Annotated in this window: 17 protein-coding genes; 3 read left to right on the forward strand and 14 right to left on the reverse strand. The window is 74.3% G+C overall.

The window, feature by feature from the left end:
* Nucleotides 1-112 precede the first annotated feature (112 nt).
* From ACI8AK_RS09265 to ACI8AK_RS09310, 10 genes are all read right to left on the reverse strand, one after another.
* Nucleotides 113-544 carry a hypothetical protein gene (locus tag ACI8AK_RS09265; protein WP_456955966.1) on the reverse strand — a complete coding sequence of 144 codons (432 nt, stop codon included), beginning with the start codon at nt 542-544 and terminating at the stop codon, nt 113-115.
* 206 nt (nt 545-750) lie between these two features.
* The gene (locus ACI8AK_RS09270) at nt 751-1860 is read right to left on the reverse strand and encodes an FAD-dependent oxidoreductase (RefSeq protein ID WP_456955968.1); all 1110 of its coding nucleotides are present in this window, start codon (nt 1858-1860) and stop codon (nt 751-753) included.
* Nucleotides 1857-3161 (reverse strand): FMN-binding glutamate synthase family protein, encoded by a 1305-nt coding sequence (locus ACI8AK_RS09275; RefSeq protein ID WP_456902258.1) that lies wholly within the window; start codon nt 3159-3161, stop codon nt 1857-1859. The genes ACI8AK_RS09270 and ACI8AK_RS09275 overlap by 4 nt, the downstream gene beginning before the upstream one ends.
* An 11-nt stretch (nt 3162-3172) precedes the next feature.
* Nucleotides 3173-3892 carry a GltB/FmdC/FwdC-like GXGXG domain-containing protein gene (locus ACI8AK_RS09280; protein ID WP_456955970.1) on the reverse strand — a complete coding sequence of 240 codons (720 nt, stop codon included), beginning with the start codon at nt 3890-3892 and terminating at the stop codon, nt 3173-3175.
* Nucleotides 3880-4773 (reverse strand): hypothetical protein, encoded by an 894-nt coding sequence (locus tag ACI8AK_RS09285; RefSeq protein WP_456902256.1) that lies wholly within the window; start codon nt 4771-4773, stop codon nt 3880-3882. Before ACI8AK_RS09285 ends, ACI8AK_RS09280 begins: the two co-directional genes overlap by 13 nt.
* Nucleotides 4774-4805: 32 nt before the next feature.
* Nucleotides 4806-6116 carry a type III glutamate--ammonia ligase gene (glnT, locus tag ACI8AK_RS09290; RefSeq protein ID WP_456956098.1) on the reverse strand — a complete coding sequence of 437 codons (1311 nt, stop codon included), beginning with the start codon at nt 6114-6116 and terminating at the stop codon, nt 4806-4808.
* 245 nt (nt 6117-6361) lie between these two features.
* The gene (locus tag ACI8AK_RS09295) at nt 6362-7333 is read right to left on the reverse strand and encodes a heme-dependent oxidative N-demethylase family protein (RefSeq protein ID WP_456955972.1); all 972 of its coding nucleotides are present in this window, start codon (nt 7331-7333) and stop codon (nt 6362-6364) included.
* Nucleotides 7330-8310: a PDR/VanB family oxidoreductase gene (locus tag ACI8AK_RS09300; protein ID WP_456955974.1), complete on the reverse strand. Its 981-nt coding sequence runs from the start codon at nt 8308-8310 to the stop codon at nt 7330-7332. Before ACI8AK_RS09300 ends, ACI8AK_RS09295 begins: the two co-directional genes overlap by 4 nt.
* Entirely contained in the window at nt 8307-8768 is a 462-nt protein-coding gene (locus ACI8AK_RS09305) for a dimethylamine monooxygenase subunit DmmA family protein (protein ID WP_456902253.1), read from the reverse strand. Before ACI8AK_RS09305 ends, ACI8AK_RS09300 begins: the two co-directional genes overlap by 4 nt.
* Nucleotides 8769-8825: 57 nt before the next feature.
* Nucleotides 8826-9182, reverse strand: a complete 357-nt coding sequence (locus ACI8AK_RS09310) for a cupin domain-containing protein (RefSeq protein ID WP_456902252.1) — start codon at nt 9180-9182, stop codon at nt 8826-8828.
* Between the two features lie 132 nt (nt 9183-9314).
* On the opposite strand from ACI8AK_RS09310, the gene ACI8AK_RS09315 reads away from it, so the two are divergent.
* The gene (locus tag ACI8AK_RS09315) at nt 9315-9929 is read left to right on the forward strand and encodes a helix-turn-helix domain-containing protein (RefSeq protein ID WP_387986507.1); all 615 of its coding nucleotides are present in this window, start codon (nt 9315-9317) and stop codon (nt 9927-9929) included.
* 71 nt (nt 9930-10000) lie between these two features.
* On the opposite strand, the gene ACI8AK_RS09320 is transcribed toward ACI8AK_RS09315, so the two are convergent.
* Together ACI8AK_RS09320 and ychF are read right to left on the reverse strand one after the other, a co-directional pair.
* Complete coding sequence (locus ACI8AK_RS09320) at nt 10001-11362, reverse strand: ammonium transporter (protein WP_456955976.1); 1362 nt, start codon at nt 11360-11362, stop codon at nt 10001-10003.
* 148 nt (nt 11363-11510) lie between these two features.
* Nucleotides 11511-12584 (reverse strand): redox-regulated ATPase YchF, encoded by a 1074-nt coding sequence (gene ychF / locus ACI8AK_RS09325; RefSeq protein WP_387986513.1) that lies wholly within the window; start codon nt 12582-12584, stop codon nt 11511-11513.
* Between the two features lie 111 nt (nt 12585-12695).
* On the opposite strand from ychF, the gene ACI8AK_RS09330 reads away from it, so the two are divergent.
* Nucleotides 12696-14225 (forward strand): flavin-containing monooxygenase, encoded by a 1530-nt coding sequence (locus tag ACI8AK_RS09330; RefSeq protein WP_456955978.1) that lies wholly within the window; start codon nt 12696-12698, stop codon nt 14223-14225.
* A 52-nt stretch (nt 14226-14277) separates the two neighbouring features.
* On the forward strand, nt 14278-15318 hold the full coding sequence (locus ACI8AK_RS09335) for an alpha/beta fold hydrolase (RefSeq protein WP_456902249.1): 1041 nt from the start codon (nt 14278-14280) through the stop codon (nt 15316-15318).
* Nucleotides 15319-15325: 7 nt separating this feature from the next.
* On the opposite strand, the gene ACI8AK_RS09340 is transcribed toward ACI8AK_RS09335, so the two are convergent.
* Both ACI8AK_RS09340 and ACI8AK_RS09345 read right to left on the reverse strand, forming a co-directional pair.
* Nucleotides 15326-16723, reverse strand: coding sequence for a TonB-dependent receptor (locus tag ACI8AK_RS09340; RefSeq protein ID WP_387986522.1), 1398 nt, complete (start codon nt 16721-16723; stop codon nt 15326-15328).
* 108 nt (nt 16724-16831) lie between these two features.
* The gene (locus ACI8AK_RS09345) at nt 16832-18007 is read right to left on the reverse strand and encodes a DUF222 domain-containing protein (RefSeq protein ID WP_456955980.1); all 1176 of its coding nucleotides are present in this window, start codon (nt 18005-18007) and stop codon (nt 16832-16834) included.
* Nucleotides 18008-18018 lie beyond the last annotated feature (11 nt).

Here is an 18018-nt window from a genome sequence, read left to right on the forward strand (position 1 = left end):
CCGCCCGGCCGGCGTGACGACGATCCGTCGGGCGGCCCGGCGCACCGTCCGCCCGGTGCGCGGCGCCCGACCCGGCGGCGGTCAGGCTGCTGCACCGGGCCCGCGAGCCGGGTCAGCCGCGGCCCGGCAGCGGGGTGGAGTCCAACCTGATCACCGAGGTGCCCGACACCGGTCCCGGGCCCGCGAGCTCGGCGGCCGTCGGCCGGAGACCGCGCGGCGTCCTGATCCCCATCCGCTGCGCTGACCCGCCGTGGTCCAGGGACTCGCGGACGGCCCGGCCCCTCTCGTCCGGCGTCGTCGGCACCAGCGTGCCCGTGGTCTCGTGGACGCGACCACGGTGCCGGACGGTGACGGGCGCGCCCCCGTCGAAGTCGAACCGCCAGGGCGCGTCCGTGGACGCCGTGAGGACGCCGTCGACCAGGTGGAGGTTCACCGGGACCCTGATCCGACGCCCGCTCCGCCGGCCGGTGAACTCGAGCAGCATGACACCCCCGATGCGACGTCCCAGCGGGGAGGCCAGCAGCGGCCGCACGACGACGTTCACCGCCCTCAGGACAGCAGGCGGCGGAGGTGGGGAGAGCCGGACAGCCCCCGTCGTCCTCGGCATCGGAACGCCTCATCTCGACCGGGTGGCGGCGAGGCCAGGGCGCCCTCCGGGCCGGGCCCTGGACCTCGGCCCTGCCCCGCGACCCATCGGACCCTCACGGGTCGCCGGCCCACGGGGGCGGAGCGTCACCGGGAGCCCCTCCGTCAGACGAGGGAGCCCATCCGGCTCAGCGCGAACCTCGGTTCCACCTCCGCCGCACCGAGCGCGAGGTCGGCGGCCATCCGCCCGATCAGGGCGGCGAACTTGGCGCCGTGTCCGGAGCAGGGCGAGGCCACGACGACGGGGCCGACCCGGTCGAGCAGGAAGTCCTCGTCCGGGGTGACGGTGTAGAGGCAGCTGCCCTGGGCGACCGGTTCCGGGTCCAGGCCGGGCAGCCACTCCCGCACGAAGGCGGTCACCCGCTCGCGCGAGGCCGGGTCGACCACGCCGTCGCGGGTGGACGCCGTCGTCGGCCGGCCACCGTCGTGCTGGGCGACCTTCACCGCCGGGCGCGGCCCTCCGTCGGCGCCGGAGGGCAGGCCGAACAACTGCAGGTCCCCCTTGTGCACGAAGGTCGGCCAGGCGGCGGCGGGGTCGCGCTGACGGAAGTGGAAGACCTGCTGCTGGGTCACGGTGAGCGGCGGGAGCGGGAGGCCGAGCGGCAGCTCGGGCAGCCACGGTCCGGCCGCGACGACGACGCTGCCCGCCGTCAGCTCCGGCCCGTCGGTGACCACCCGCGCGCCGCCTCCGCCGGGTTCGACGGCGAGGACACGGGTGCGCTCGAGCACGGTGCCGCCGAGCCCTCGCACGCGCCGCACCCAGGCGGCGACCGCGGCGTCGGCGTCGAGCACCGCGCCCTCGGGGTGGAAGAGCACCGGCCCGTCGAAGCGCATCCCCGGCCAGCGGGCCTCCGCCTCCCCCGCGGCCAGCAGCTCGTGCGGCACGCCCTCGGCGGCCATCAGCCGGGCCAGCCCCACGGGGTCGCGTCGGGCGCCGGTGTCGAGGCCGCCGGTGGTCCGCAGCAGCGCCGTCCCGGTGTCGTCCTCGGCCTCGGCCCAGGCGTCGTACGCGCGGCCGGTCAGCCGGACCCAGAACGGGTCGGCGTAGGCCCGGCGCACGATGCGGGAGGTGCCGTGCGAGCTGCCGTGGACGTGCCCGGCGCCGAAGGCCTCGACCAGCGCCACGGAGACCCCGCGCCGGGCCAGCTGCCACGCCGTCGCCGAGCCCATCAGGCCGGCACCGACGACGGCGACGTCGACCCGCAGGTCGCTCACAGCCCGCCCTGCCCGGGGATCCAGGACGTGCCGGCCAGCGGCACGCGGGCCATCGCGGCGGCCTCGATGGTGAGCGCCACCAGGTCCTCGGGCTCCAGCGAGTGCAGGTGCGCCTTGCCGCAGGCGCGGGCGATGACCTGGGCCTCCATGGTCATCACGCGGATGAGGTTGGCCAGCCGCCGGCCGCCGACGACCGGGTCCAGGCGGGCCGCGAGCTCCTCGTCCTGGGTGGTGATGCCCGCCGGGTCGCGGCCGGCCTGCCAGTCGTCGTAGAAGCCGGCCGCCGAGCCCAGCGCCCGGTACTCCGCGTCGAGGTGCGGGGCGTTGTCACCCAGGGCGACCAGCGCCGCGGTCCCGATCGCGACGGCGTCGGCACCGAGCGCCATGCACTTGGCGAGGTCGGCGCCGTTGCGGATCCCGCCGGACACGACCAGCTGGACCTGCCGGTGCAGTCCCTCCTCCTGCAGCGCCTGCACCGCCTGCGGGAGGGCGGCCAGCGTCGGGATGCCGACGTGCTCGATGAACACCTCCTGCGTCGCCGCGGTGCCGCCCTGCATGCCGTCGAGCACGATGACGTCGGCGCCGGCCTTGGCCGCGAGCTTGACGTCGTAGTAGGTGCGGCTGGCGCCGATCTTGACGTAGATCGGCTTCTCCCAGTCGGTGATCTCCCGGAGCTCACCGATCTTGATCTCGAGGTCGTCGGGGCCGGTCCAGTCCGGGTGGCGGCAGGCGCTGCGCTGGTCGACGCCCATGGGCAGGGTGCGCATCCCGGCGACCCGCTCGGTGATCTTCTGGCCGAGCAGCATCCCGCCGCCGCCGGGCTTGGCGCCCTGGCCCAGGACGACCTCGATCGCGTCGGCGGCCCGCAGGTGGTCGGGGTTCATGCCGTAGCGGGAGGGCAGGTACTGGTAGACGAGGTGCTTGGACTGGCCGCGCTCCTCCGGGGTCATGCCGCCGTCGCCGGTGGTGGTGCTCGTGCCGACCTCGCTGGCGCCGCGGCCCAGCGCCTCCTTCGCCCGGCCCGACAGTGCGCCGAAGCTCATCCCGGCGATGGTCACCGGGGTGGACAGGTGCAGCGGGTAGGTGGCGTGGCGGTCGCCGAGGACGACGTCGGTGTCGCAGCGCTCCCGGTACCCCTCCAGCGGGTAGCGGGACATGCTCGCGCCGAGGAAGAGCAGGTCGTCGAAGTGCGGCACCCGGCGCTTGGCGCCGCCGCCGCGGATGTCGTAGATGCCGGTCTCGGCCGCACGCTGGATCTCGGCGATGGTGGCGCGGTCGAAGGTCGCGGACTCGCGGAGCACGGGGATCCCCCTCAGTACGCCGAGGCGTTGTCGACGTGGAAGTTGTAGAGACGGCGGGCCGAGCCGTAGCGCCGGAAGTCCCGGGGGTCGGCGTCGATGCCGGCCGCGGAAAGGAGGCCGGTGAGCTCGGCCAGGTGCTCGGGCCGGACCTCCTTCTCCACGCAGTCCGCGCCGAGGCTCTTCACCGATCCGGCGACGTAGATCCGGGCCTCGTAGAGGGAGTCGCCGAGCGCGTCGCCGGCGTCGCCGCACACGACCAGCCGACCGGCCTGTCCCATGAAGGCGCTCATGTGCCCGACGTCGCCGCCGACGACGATGTCCACGCCCTTCATCGAGATCCCGCAGCGGGCCGACGCGGAGCCCTCGACGACCAGCAGACCGCCGTGCGCCGTCGCCCCGGCCGACTGGGAGGCGTTGCCGCGGACCCGCACCGTGCCGCTCATCATGTTCTCGGCGACCCCGACCCCGGCGTTGCCCTCGACGGTCACCGTCGCCAGCTGGTTCATCCCGGCGCAGTAGTAGCCGACGTGTCCCTCGATGCGGACGTCGACCGCCGCGTCGAGCCCGACGGCGATGTTGTGCCGCCCGGCGGGTGAGGTGACCCGCCACGCGGACGCCTTGTCCGCGACGTCCGGGGCGTGCAGGGCCGCGTTGAGCTCGCGCACGCCGGTGAGGGACAGGTCGACGACGGCGGGCTCCACCGTGACGTCGGTCGTGCTCAGCGCTGCCATGCGTAGACCTCTTCCGGCTCGGGCTCGAAGATGCGGGCGGCCTCGACGCCGGGCAGGCCGGCCAGGGCGCGGTACTCCGACGCCATGGCGACCCACTGCGGGGTCTCGGCGACGACGGCGGGCTTGCAGGCGATGGCGTCGCGGACGACGGCGAAGCTGTCGCGGGTGCTGACCAGCAGCGTGTAGAAGCCGTCGAAGCGCTCGCACAGCAGCTTCAGCGACTTCTCCAGGTCGTAGCCGGCGGCCAGCTGGGCGGCGACGAAGCGGGCGCCGACCTCGGAGTCGTTGTCGCTGTCGAAGACCGCGCCGGCGGCCCGCAGCTCGCGGCGGATGGTGGCGTGGTTGGCGAAGGAGCCGTTGTGCACCAGGCACTGGTCGGTCCCGACGGAGAAGGGGTGGCAGTGCGCGGGGGTGACCGCCGACTCCGTGGCCATCCGGGTGTGCGCCACGCCCTGCCAGCCCTGCGCGGCCGCCAGGCCGAACTCGGCGGCCAGGGCCTGCGGGTGCCCGACGCCCTTGAGGACGGCGACCTCCTCCCCGGCACCGATGACCACCGCGCCCGGGACGGTCTCGCGGACGGCGGCGGCGAGCGCGCCGGGGTCGGTCGCCGCGTGGACGACCAGCGTCTGGCCGGCGTCCACCACCCCGGCCTCGGGGAAGGCGGCGCGCACGGCGGTGGCGACGTCGTCGGCGGTCCGGTCGCCGGTGAGCAGCGAGACCGACGCCTCGCCGACCGGGGACCAGCGCGGGTCGCCGTAGACGGCGACGCCGGCGGAGTCCGGGCCGCGCTCGGTGACCTGGCAGAGCATGCCGGTCAGCAGCTCGCCCAGCCGGGGGTACAGGGAGGGCTCCCGCAGGTGGAGCCCGACGATCCCGCACATCGCAGGACGGTTCCTCTCGTCGGTCGGTCGGGTCAGAACGCGGTCACGTAGCGGTCGACCTCCCAGGGGGTCACCTGCCCGTGCCACTCGAAGAACTCCTCGCGCTTGAGGCCGGCGAAGTACTCGCAGACCCCGGGCCCGGCCGCGTCCAGGGCCGCGGCGACCACCGGGTCGGCCTGCAGCGCCTCGACCGCGTGCAGCAGCGTCGGCGGCAGCGGGCTGCTGGTGGTGGCGCCGGGGTCGCCGGGGTCCAGGCCGCGGCGCACCCCGTCGAGGCCGGCGGCCAGCGCCGCCGCCGCGGCGAGGTAGGGGTTGGCCGAGCCGTCACCGCCGCGCAGCTCCACGCGGTTGCCGTCGGGGACGCGCAGCAGGTGGGTGCGGTCGTTGCCGCCGTAGGACGCCGTGCGCGGGGACCAGGTCGCGCCGGACCGGGTGGAGCTGGCGCCGGTGCGCTTGTAGGCGTTCACCGTCGGGGCGAGCACCGCCTGCAGGCCGCAGGCGTGCTCGATCAGACCGGCCACGAAGGAGTACGCCAGCGGGGAGAGACCCAGGCCGCGGGGGTCGGCGGGGTCCGGGAAGGCCGGCTCACCGTCCCGCCACAGCGACAGGTGCATGTGCAGCCCGCTGCCGGTCCGGTCGGTGAACGGCTTGCCCATGAAGGTCGCGGTCATGCCGCGCTGCTCGGCGAGCACCGACAGCAGGTAGCGCAGGGTGACCACCCGGTCGGCGGTGGTCAGGGCGTCGGAGTAGGCGAAGTTCTGCTCGAACTGGCCGTTGCCGTCCTCGTGGTCGTTGGCGTAGTTGCCCCAGCCCAGCGAGTTGATCGCCTTGGACACCTCGGTCAGGTGGTCGTACATGCGGGTCAGCCCGCGGGCGTCGTAGCAGGGCCGGGCCGCGGTGTCCTTCGGGTCGGCCGGCCGCAGGGCGCCGTCCGGGCCGCGCTCGACGAGGAAGTACTCGACCTCGGCACCGACCTTGAGCTCCAGGCCCAGCTCGGCGGCGCGGGCCAGCTGCGCCTTGAGCAGCACCCGGGGCGCGTACGGCCAGGGCCGGCCCTCCACGTGCGGGTCGCAGTGCACGATCGCCAGCCCCGGCCGGATGAAGGGCACCGGCATGTAGGACGACGGGTCGGGGACGGCCATCAGGTCGGGGTCCCTCGGCTCCTGCCCCATCGCGCCGACCGCGTAGCCGGCGAAACCCACGCCCTCGGTCTCCAGCTCCTCGACCGCCTCGACCGGCACCAGCTTGGCGCAGGGCTTGCCGGTGAGGTCGACGAACAGCGCCATGACGAACTCGATCCCGTCGGCGCGGGCGCGCCGCGCCAGCTCTCCTCCGGTGGGCAGCTCGACGGGCGCCGGCGGGGCCTGGGGCGGGTGGCGGTGAGCGACACGGGTCCTCCCGGGTGGTCGAGGTGTTCACTGCTGTGAACCTCTGTCGCCCCGGAGTGAACAGGCTGCGTGTTTCCGCGACGTGACCGTCCGGGGAGATCCCTGTTTCCTCCTGTCCCCGGGCAGCGGGCGCCGGGCCACACGGCGGCGGCCCGCCGTCCCCGGGGAGGACGACGGGCCGCCGGGCGTGCCCGTGCCGGTCAGCCGCCGGCCAGCCAGGCGGCCGCGGCGTGCCGGTAGCGCTCGATGCCCTTGTAGGCGGCCATGTCGTCGGGCAGCTCGGTGAGCACGGCGGCCGTCCTCCGCCGCCACTCGGGGACGGCCGCGAGCTCGCGGAGGGACAGCAGGTGGGTGCGGATGAGGAAGCAGACGGCGTTCGAGACGCCCAGGCGCAGCAGGTGCTGCACCTCAACCCGCAGGTGCAGCCGGTCGGGCAGCGCTGGGTCGTCGACCACGAGTCGCCTCTCCCGGCCCCACTCCGGGTAGGTCTCCGTGGAGGTGTCCAGGCGCCGGTCCACGGTCATCGTCCAGTTGGTCCGGCGGTAGGCGTCGCCGGGCTGCAGGCGCATGAGGAACTGCTCGGCGCGGGCGACCACGCCGGTCTCGTGGACCCGCGGCACCGGCCCGTGGACCTCCAGGAAGCGCATGCCGACGTCGAACCCCAGCGACCAGTCGGCGGCGAAGGTGACCAGCCCGGCGTCGGCCCACAGCGAGCCCTCGCGCTGGTCGAGCAGGACGACGTCCTCCTGCACCTGGCTGCCGAGGAAGGCCAGCGGACCGCCGGGCAGCGAGTCGTCGTCACCGAGGACGAAGGACGACGACGTCCCGAGCAGGTCGTTGCGCCAGTGCCACCGGTCGCCGCGCCGGTGCAGCGCCATCACGTCGGGACGGGTGGCCGCGAGCTCCGCCAGCAGCGTGGCCAGCGCGTCCCAGGCGGCGACGCGCATGTGCGGCAGCTGGGCGCAGCGGGAGGGATCGGCGGCCAGCACGTCCCGGCGGACCGCGAGCTCGAGCGCGTAGTCGTCGTCGACGTCGATCACGTGCTCGCCCCAGGTGCCCGCGGCGGTCCCCACCGGGCGGCGGGCCGGCTCGACGTTGGTGGCGTAGCGGTAGGCGTCGGCCGGGAAGGGGAACGGGAAGCGGGACACCCGTGGCGGCAGCGTCGTGGTCACAGGTCCAGCTCCAGGTCGTCGTCGAGGCTGCGCGAGACGCAGCACACGACCGCGTCGCCGGCGGCGCGCTCGGTCTCGGACAGGTACAGGTCGCGGTGCAGCGGCCGGCCGGAGACGACCGGGACACGGCACTCGCCGCACACGCCCTGGCGGCACATGCTCGGGACGGCGACGCCGGCGCCCTCCAGCGCCGCGAGCAGGCTGACGCCGGCGGGCACGGGCACCCGGACGCCGGAGCGGGCCAGGTGCGCGGTGAACGGCTCCCCCGGGTCGAGGTCGGCGGCGGAGAACCGCTCGGCGTGCACGCGCGCGGGCGGCCACCCCAGCTCGGTCGCCGTCCGCTCGACGAACTCGAGGAGCGGCGCGGGGCCGCACACGTACACGTGCGTGCCGATCGGCCGGTCGGCGAGCACCGCGGCGACGGCGTCGAGCATCGCCGGCGTGGACTCGTGCACGGCGAGGCGGTCCCCGCACAGGGCCGCCAGCTCCTCGCGGTGCGCACCCGCACCCGGCCGGTGGCCGTAGACCAGCTCGAACGAGCGCCCCCAGCGGACCGCGGCCCGGGCGTGGGACAGCATCGGGGTGATCCCGATGCCCCCGGCGACCAGCACGTGGTGCCGCGCGCTGGCGACCGGGGCGAAGGCACTGCGCGGCCGGGAGACGGCCACCCGGTCGCCGACGGCGAGACCGTGCACGAACGCGGAGCCGCCCCGGCCGTCGGGGCACAGCAGCACCGAGATCCGGTACTCCTGGCCCGGCGCGCCGTCCCCGGTGAGCGAGTAGGCGTTGCGCCGCTCCCCGCAGGTGAGCACCACGTGGCTCCCGGGCGCATACCCCGGGAGGAGGGCGTCGTCCGGGTGGCGCAGGACGAGCGTCCGGATGCCGGGTGCGGCATCGGCGACGGCGGCGACCTCGAGCTGCAGCGGCAGGGCCTCCCCCGGTGCCGCCGTCGGCGGCGCGGGCAGGACGGCGGTCACGCGACCTCCTCCGCGTCGGCCATGAAGCCCAGGTAGGCGCCGGTGCGCCGGGCGACGTGCGCGTACACGTGCAGCCGGCGGGCACAGCCCCGGCAGGGCACCTCGGCGCCGACCGGGACCTCTGCCTCGGTGGTGACCCGACAGTGCGCGCAGTGCACGCGCTTGCGGTCCGCGCCGGTGACCGCCGCGCGGATCTCCGCGTCGAGGAGCCCGAGGCCGGTGGCGACCGCGCGGGCGGCGAGGACGTCGACCTCGGGCCCGGAGAGCATGAGCCGCCAGCCGACCCGGGCTGCGCGCACCTGGCCGGCGAGGGCCGCCAGCGTCGCGTCGTCGGCCCGCTCGGCGACGAGGCTCCAGACCACCCGTCCGGCCGGCGTGGCGGCGAGCCAGTCCGCGACGATCTCCCGCCCGCGGTCCCCGAAACCCAGCACGGAGACGGTGCGGCCGGCGGGGTCCACCGGCGGCACGCTCGCCGGCCAGCGCGGGACGCTCGTGTGTTCGGCTCCCACGGCCGGTCAGGGGGCGAAGGAGCGGTGGCCGGTGTAGAAGCCGAGCGCGCGGTCCGGCGTCTCGAAGCGGATCCGCGAGCCGGCGGGGAAGAACAGGACGTCCTTCGGCCGCGCGACGACCTGCTGACCGGAGTCGAGGTCGGTGAGGTGGAACTCGCCCTCGACGACGACCTTCATCTCGTCGTAGGTGTACTCGTAGTCGAGCGGCGCGCCGGCGAAGAGCTCGAAGAAGCCGCTGCAGATCGCCGCCCCGCCGGGGTTGGCGAAGACGTCACCGATGTGGGCGCGCACCCCCTCGACCTCCATGCTGGGCAGCCCCAGCGAGCCTCCGGTGACGTGGCCGATGGTGCCGGTGACGGGCACGGGTCCTCCCCAAGAGTCGTCCACTGATGTGAAACGGAGGCTACGAGCGGTGGACCCTCCTTCGGGTTACCCGTCCGTTACGTTCTCGTCGCCGGGCGGTTCGGACGAGCGCACGCCACCTAGGCTCGCCGGGTGGAGGTCTCCCCCGGTCCCGGCGCGCACGACGACGCGCCGAGCGGTCATCTCGAGGACGTCATCGCGCTGCGCGTGCGGGAGTTCCGGCTCGCCCAGGGCATCTCGCTGGCGGAACTGGCCCGACTGACCGGCATGAGCAAGGCCATGCTGTCCAAGATCGAGAACGCGCAGACCTCCTGCAGCCTGTCCAGCCTCGCCCGCCTCGCCGAGGCGCTCGCCGTGCCGGTCACCGCACTGTTCCGGGGCATCGACGCCGAGCGGGAGGCCGTCTTCACACCCGCCGGACACGGATCGCAGATCGTCCGCCGCGGCAGCAACGTCGGCCACCTCTACCAGCTGCTGGGGTCCCTGCGGGGCGAGCACAAGCGGCTGGAGCCGCTCCTGGTCACCCTCACCGAGGCCAGCGAGGTGTTCCCCCTGTTCCAGCACCCGGGGACGGAGTTCCTGCACATGCTGGAGGGGGTCCTGGTCTACGGGCACGGCGAGGCGCGGTACGAGATGCGCGCCGGGGACTCCCTCGTCTTCGACGGCGAGGGGCCGCACGGCCCGGTCGAGCTCGTCGAGCTGCCGGTCCGCTTCCTCAGCGTCACGGCCTACGGCCACCTGACCTGATCCCTCCTCACCCCGGACACGCGGGAGGCCGGTCCCGCGGCGCGGGACCGGCCTCCGTCGTCCGTGGACGGTCAGTGCGGCGTGCCGCTCCCGGTGCGCGGGGCCGGCGCGGAGCCCGCGACCAGCCGCTCGGCCGAGGCGACGACGGCCTCGGGGGTCGGGCCGCTCCCCGGGGTGTGCACGGCGCCCTCGAGGTCGTAGGCGACCTCGGCGTGCTCGGTCAGGTCGAGACCGGCGAGCTCGCCGTCCTTCGACACCCGCAGGCCCACCGTGTGCTTGACGACCAGGGCGATCAGCAGGCTGACGACGAAGGAGTAGGCGACGACCGCCACGACGGCGACGGCCTGCGTGCCGAGGAGCCCCAGCCCCCCGCCGTAGAACAGGCCGGCCCGACCACTGGGCGCCTCGGCGGAGCCGAACAGGCCGACCAGGAGGGTGCCGACGACGCCGCCGACGAGGTGGACGCCGACCACGTCCAGGGCGTCGTCGTAGCCGAAGCGGTACTTCAGCGCGATGGCCAGCGGGCAGACCGCACCGGCGATGGCCCCGACGGCCAGGGCGCCGAGCGGCGTGACGGCGCCGCAGGCCGGGGTGATGGCCACCAGCCCGGCGATGGCGCCGGACATCCCGCCGAGGGTGGTGGCGTGACCGTCGCGCAGCCGCTCCACCAGGAGCCAGGCGAGGATCGCCGCGCAGGTGGCGTTGAACGTCGTCAGCATGACGACCGAGGCGCTGTTGCCCGCGGCCAGGGCCGACCCGCCGTTGAAGCCGAACCACCCGAACCACAGGATCCCGGCGCCGAGGGCGACGAAGGGCAGGTTGTTCGGCCGGGCCTGCCGGGGCCAGCCGGTGCGCTTGCCGACCACGAGCACCAGGGCGAGGGCGGCCACGCCCGCGTTGATGTGGACGGCCGTGCCGCCGGCGAAGTCCACGGCGCCGAGCGTGTTGGCGATCCAGCCGCCCTGGACGCTGCCGTCGGCGGAGTCGAAGGCGAACACCCAGTGCGCGACGGGGAAGTAGACCAGCGCCGCCCAGAGCCCGGTGAACAGCAGCCACGGGCCGAACCGGACGCGGTCGGACACCGCGCCGGCGATGAGGGCGGTCGTGATGACGGCGAACAGGGCCTGGAACACCGCCACCAGGGCCGGCGGCAGGGCGGCCGCCTCGTCTCCGGCCACGAGGTCACCGAGACCGAGGTACTCGGTGACGTCCCCCAGCAGGCCCAGGCTCCCGTAGCTATTCCCGAAGACCGCGGAGAAGCCGAAGAGGGTCCACAGGACGCCGACGACGGCGACGGCTCCGAACACCATCATGATCATGTTCAGGACCGAGCGGGACCCGACCATGCCGCCGTAGAAGAGCGCGAGGCCCGGGACCATGAGCGCGACCGCCATCGTGGCCGCGAGGATGAATGCAGTGCTGCCGACGTCCACGGCACACCTTTCGTCTACTGACAGTGGTCACTGTTCGGCAGCAGTAGACGGTCCGAGTGTTGCCCCCGCGCTCTCCGCAGGTGACTTCCGTGTGACATGCCCGGTCGCCTCGAGCGCTCCGGCGGCGACCGGGTGCGGACGTACCCGGTCAGACGTTGAAGCGGAACTCCACGACGTCGCCGTCCTGCATCACGTAGTCCTTGCCCTCGATGCGGACCCAGCCGCGAGAGCGGGCCTCGGTCATGGAGCCCGCCTCCATGAGCTGGTCGTAGGAGACGACCTCGGCCTTGATGAAGCCGCGCTGGAAGTCGGTGTGGATGACACCGGCGGCCTGCGGGGCGGTGGCGCCGACCGGGATGGTCCAGGCGCGTGCCTCCTTCGGGCCCGCCGTCAGGTAGGTCTGCAGGCCCAACGTCCGGAAGCCGACCTTCGCCAGCTGGTCCAGGCCCGGCTCGCTCTGCCCGATCGACTCCAGCAGCTCGGCGGCCTCCTCGGCGGGGAGCTCGGCGAGCTCGGCCTCGGTCTTGGCGTCGAGCAGGATCGCCTCGGCCGGCGCGACCAGCGCCCGCAGCTCGGAGATCAGCTCCTCGTTGGCCAGCTCGTCGGCGTCGACGTTGAAGACGTAGAGGAAGGGCTTGGTCGTCAGCAGCGTCAGCTCGCGCAGCGGCGCGGGGTCCACCCCGGCGGCGAACAGCGTCTTCCCCGTGTTCAGGACCTCGACGGCGGACTGCGCCGCCGACAGCAGCGCGGCCCGCTCCTTGTCCTTGCGCGACTCCTTCTCCAGCCGCGGGATGGCCTTCTCCAGCGTCTGCAGGTCGGCGAGGACGAGCTCGGTGTTGATCGTCTCGATGTCGTCGGCCGGGTCGACCTTGCCCTCGACGTGCACGACGTCGGGGTCGCTGAACACGCGGATCACCTGGCAGATCGCGTCGCTCTCGCGGATGTTGGCGAGGAACTTGTTGCCCAGCCCCTGCCCCTCGCTGGCGCCGCGCACGATGCCGGCGATGTCCACGAACGACACCGTCGCCGGGACGACCTTCTGCGAGTCGAACAGCTCGCCCAGCTTCCCCAGCCGCTCGTCGGGCACGCCGACGACGCCGACGTTCGGCTCGATGGTGGCGAAGGGGTAGTTGGCCGCCAGGACGTCGTTCTTGGTCAGCGCGTTGAACAGCGTCGACTTGCCGACGTTGGGCAGCCCGACGATCCCGATGGTGAGACTCACGGGAGTCCAGCCTACGGGTCCGCCCGGAGCGCGGACGACGAGCGGCGGGTCCCTGCCGGCTCGGGTGGAACACGTGCGACGCTCGTCACACCACCGAGACCAGGAGGTCCCGTGACCCTGACGACGACGTCACGCCACGCCACCGCCACCGGCCCGCTGCCCGCGCACACCCGCGTGGCGATCGTGGGCAGCGGCTTCTCCGGCATCGGCACCGCCGTCGCCCTGCAACGCGCCGGCATCGACGACTTCGTCGTCCTCGAGCGCGCCGACAGCCTGGGCGGCACCTGGCGCGACAACGAGTACCCGGGCGCCGCCTGCGACGTCCCCAGCCACCTCTACTCGTTCTCGTTCGCGCCCAAGCGGGACTGGTCGCACGTCTACTCGCGGCAGCCGGAGATCCGCGCCTACCTGGAGGACGTCGCCACCCGGCACGGCGTGCTGCCGCACCTGCACTGCGACACGGACGTCGTCTCCGGCCGGTGGGACGACGACGCGCTGGTCTGGCACCTGGAGACCTCGCGCGGCCGCCTCACCGCCGACGTCCTGGTGAGCGGCGCCGGCGGCCTGGTCGAGCCGCACCTGCCCGACGTCCCGGGCATCGGGACGTTCCAGGGCCCGTCGTTCCACTCCGCCCGCTGGGACCACTCGGTCGACCTGGCGGGCAAGCGGGTCGCCGTCGTCGGCACCGGCGCCTCGGCCGCGCAGTTCGTGCCGGAGCTGCAGAAGACGGCGGCCGAGGTGGTCGTGTTCCAGCGGACGCCGCCGTGGGTGGTGCCGCGGCAGGACCGCCCCTACACCGAGCGCGAGCACCGGCTGTGGGCACGCGTCCCGGCGCTGCTCCGGCTGGCCCGGGGCGGGCAGTACCTGGCGCGGGAGGCCCGCCTCGGCATGTGGACCGGCAGCGGCCGGCTGCGCGGCTTCGTCACCAGGCAGGCGCTCGCGTTCCTCGAGCAGCAGGTGCCCGACCCCGAGCTGCGCGCCAAGCTGACGCCCGACTACGCCATCGGCTGCAAGCGGGTGATCGTCAGCGACGACTACCTGCGGTCGCTCACGCAGCCGAACGTCGAGGTGGTCGCCTCGCCGGTGACGGAGGTCCGCCCGCACGCGGTGGTCGACGCCGACGGCACCGAGCACGAGGTCGACGTCGTCGTGTACGGCACCGGCTTCCGCGCCATGGACATCCCGCTCGGGCACCGGCTGGTCGGCCGCGAGGGTCGGACCCTGCGCGAGGAGTGGGACCGCGACGGCGTCCGCGCACACCGCGGCACCACCGTCGCCGGCTTCCCCAACCTGTTCCTGCTCCTCGGGCCGAACACCGCGCTCGGCCACACCTCCGTCGTCCTGATGATCGAGGCGCAGATCGGCTACGTCGTCGCGGCGCTGGAGCGGATGCGGGAGACCGGCGCCGGCGCGCTGGAGGTCCGCCGCTCGGCGCAGGACGCCTACGACGCCCGGATGCAGGCCGAGCTCACCGACACCGTGTGGAACGCCGGCGGCTGCCGCTCCTGGTACCGCGACGAGCAGGGCCGCAACTTCACCCTGTGGCCGACGCACACGTACACGTTCATGCGGGAGATGCAGCGGTTCGACGCCGACGCGTACGAGCTGCGCGCGGCCCCCCGCGTCCCCGTCCCCGCCTGACCTCGTCCCCGCCCGACCTCGCCGCCGCCCGACCCTGGAGCCCCCGACCCCCATGCGCACCTCCACCGCCGCCGCCGGTCTCGCCGTCCTCGCCGCCGGGGCCGTCGTCGCCCGCCGCCGCGCCGCCCGTCCCGCCGTCGCCCAGGCCCCCGCCCCCGAGCCGGCTCCCCCGCTGCGCGGCCGCGTCCGGACCGTGACCACCGAGGACGGCGTCGACCTGCACGTCGAGGAGTTCGGAGCCGAGCGGCCGACGGCGACCGTGGTCCTCGCGCACGGCTACGTGCAGTCCTCGCGGCTGTGGGCCGGCCAGGTCCGCGACCTGCTGGAGGCCCGCCCGGACCTGCGGGTGGTCACCTACGACCACCGCGGCCACGGCGCCTCCGGCCCGACGCCGCGGGAGCGCGCCACCATCGACCAGCTCGGCCGCGACCTGGCCGAGGTGCTCGACGCGGTCGCCCCGGACGGGCCGGTCCTGCTCGGCGGCCACTCGATGGGCGGCATGACGCTCATGGCGCTGGCCGAGCAGCGGCCCGAGCTGTTCGGCGACCGCGTCGCCGGCGTCGCGTTCGTGGGCACCAGCTCCGGCGGGCTGGACGCGGTCACCTGGGGGTTGCCCGGGCCGGTGGCGAAGGTCGTCAAGCGGGCCCTGCCGGTGCTCAACGAGCGGGCGGTCCGGGCCGAGCAGGCCGGCAAGCCGCGCGCGGTCGGCAGGGCCGACATGTGGTTGATCTTCAGCGGCGCGGCCGACCCGGCGGACCTGCAGGCGGCGATGGAGGTGCACCGCGCCTGCTCGGCCGAGACGGTGGCCGCCTTCCTGCCCACCTTCTCCGACCACGACCGCGCCACGGCGCTCGAGGCGCTGGCGGAGGTCCCGACGCTGGTCGTCGTCGGCGACGCCGACAGGCTGTGCCCCGTCGAGCACAGCCGGACGCTCGCCGCGGCGCTGCCCACCGCCGAGCTCGCCGTCTACCCGGGCGCCGGGCACATGGTGCAGTTGGAGTGCCGTCCCGAGGTCAGCCGCCGGCTGCTCGCGCTCCTCGACCGGGCCCTCGCCGCGGCCGCGGCGCCCGTGCTCGAGGAGCGCAGCGCCTGAGGAGGTCTCAGCGCGACCGGTCGTAGCCGAAGAAGCCGCGCTTCTTGATCAGCGCGGCCACCTCGGGCGGCACCATCGCCTCCCAGCCGGTGTCCTCGGTCGGGATCCGCCGGAGCACGTCCCGGCTGAGGATCGGCAGGTGGTCGGGCTTGTGGTCGAGCCCGACGAAGCTGCCGCGCCGGTTCAGGTAGTCGAACAGCGGCCGCAGCTGCTCGGCCACCTCGAGGGTGTCGACGGTGACCACCTGGCCGTCGCGCAGCATGGGGTAGACGAACAGCCGCAGGTCGTTCTTGAACAGCCGGCCGAAGCTCTCGAGGATGCCGCCGGGCAGCCCGGCGTGCCGGTCCTCGTCGAACAGCTCGAGGAGGCTGGGCAGCCCCATGACCATGCCGATCCGGCCGTCGGTGCGCCAGGCCAGGTAGGCGGCGAGCCGGTGGTGGGCCAGGTAGTCCGAGATCAGCACCGGCAGGCCGCAGGCGGCGAGCAGGTCGGCCCGGGCGAGGAAGTCCCGCCGGTCGACGACGTCCCCGCCGGCGCGCAGGTTGGCCATGGTGAGCTCGGCGAGGACGAGCACCTCGCGCTCGGCGACCGCCGGGTCCCGCTCGAAGGCGGTGCGGGCCGCCTCGAGCATGTCGAGGTTGACCACCGTCGGCGGGCGGAAGCTGCCGCGCTCGACCAGGATCGCCTTCTTGCGCAGCGCCTCGCTGGGCTGCAGCACCTTCCGGTCGGGCCCGAACATGGCCGCGCCGGAGAGCCCGACCTGCACGAGCTTGAGCGCCATGACCCGGTTGTCGACCATCCGGAACTCGATGCCGCTCATCTCCAGCAGGTCGATCTCGATCCGGCCGGTGGTCAGCCGGTCGAGCAGGCTCTCCACCAGGCGGTCGGGCTCGTGGTGCTGGAAGAAGGCGGCGTGCAGCAGGTTCACGCCGACGATGCCGAGCGCCTCCTGCTGCTGCGGTGCCTCGTCGTCGAGCATCCGCACGTGGACGACGACCTGGCTGGGTTCGTCGCGCGGGTGGGCCTGGAACTTCACACCCATCCAGCCGTGGCACTCGTTGCCGCCGCGGTAGCTGCGCGCGACGACGGTGTCGGCGAAGGCGAAGAACGACGTGTCGTCGCCGCGCTGGTCGCCGAGCCGGTCGACGTTGAGCTGGAACTCGCGGTCGAGCATCGCCTGCAGCCGGCCCTTGGAGACGTAGCGGTCGGCCTTGCCGTAGACGGCGTCGCTGACCGCCATGTCGTAGGCCGACATCGACTTGGCCACCGTGCCCGCCGCGCCGCCGGCGCGGAAGAACCACCGGGCGACCTCCTGCCCGGCCCCGATCTCGGCGATCGTGCCGTACCAGCGCAGGTCCAGGTTGATCTGCAGGGCCTTCTGCAGCGTGTCGACACCGGCGTCCATGGGGCACCTCCGGGTGCGGTCCGGGTGCTGCGCGAGCGTAGCCACCTGTGGCCCACATCACCTCCCGCGACATCGCCGCAGGCACCGCCGTCGTCCCCTGGGAGGCGGTCAGGCGGCGGGCGCCAGCAGGGGTGCCGGGGTGGTGATCTCGGTGCCGTCGGGCCGGCGGGTGCGCCAGGTGCCGCTCGGTTGTCGCTCGACGCGGAACCCGTGGTGGACCTTGGTGTGGTGGCGTTCGCACAGCAGGGCTGCGTTGTCGAGGCTGGTGTCGCCGCCGTCGATCCAGTGGACCAGGTGGTGGACGTCGCACCACCAGGTCGGTGCACTGCAGCCGGCGAACACGCACCCGCCGTCGCGGAGTTCGGCGGCGCGGCGGATGTGGCGGCTCATCAGCCGCTGCTCCCGGCCGAGGTCCAGTGGTGCGCCGTCGGGGCCGAGCACCACGCGGGAGACGGCACCGTCGCAGGCCAGCCAGCGGGCGCGGGCGGCGGAGATGGTGGCGCCGAAGCCCATCCGCCCGGCGTTCGGCCCGCCGGCCGGGTCGACCAGGTCCGCCACATTGATGACGACGGCGATCTGCGGCTTGTGGCCGCGCAGCACCGGCAGCGACCCGGACGCCAGGGCGTTGTCGGCCACCTGCACCAGCGCGTCCCCGAGTCGCTGGGCGCGGGTGCGCTCGTCTCCGGCGGGCCGGTCGGCCTGCACGTGCGCCTCCAGCGCGGTCTGCAGCCTCTCCCCGCCCACGGCGTCCAGGTGCCCGCGGAAGGACAGCGATCCGTCGGCATGCTTGGCCAGCGTCAACGACCGCCCCTCGGTCGGATCGGGCTCGAGCCCGTCGGGGTCGAGGGCGTTGCAGTAGTGCTGCACCACCTGGACCAGGTCGGCGTGCGACTGCTCGACCGCCACGCCGGTGAGCACCGCGTCGATCACCGCCAGGTCCACCCCGGCGGCCGCGGCGGCGGTGAGGCGTTCGGGGGTCACCGCCTTCGCCGCGACGGTGACCTGCTCGGCAGACACGAGACCGGCGTCGTGCGCCTCGGCGAGAGCCGGCAGGTGCTCCAGCGCCCGCCCGGTGCGCACCAGGCGCGACGCCTCCGCCGTCGACAGCCGGCAGTGGCCGCGCAGCCACGAGGCCATCGACGTCAGGCCGTCGCGCTCCGGCGCCTGGGTCAGCTCCGCCGCCCGGACCCGACGGGCGAGGCGGGCGTCGATCCGGTTGCGCTCGGCGACCAGCGCGGCGACGTCGTCGAGGACGTCACCACTGCACAGTCCACCCGAACACATGATCGAAGTTT

This window comes from Geodermatophilus sp. SYSU D00867 (assembly GCF_054050315.1).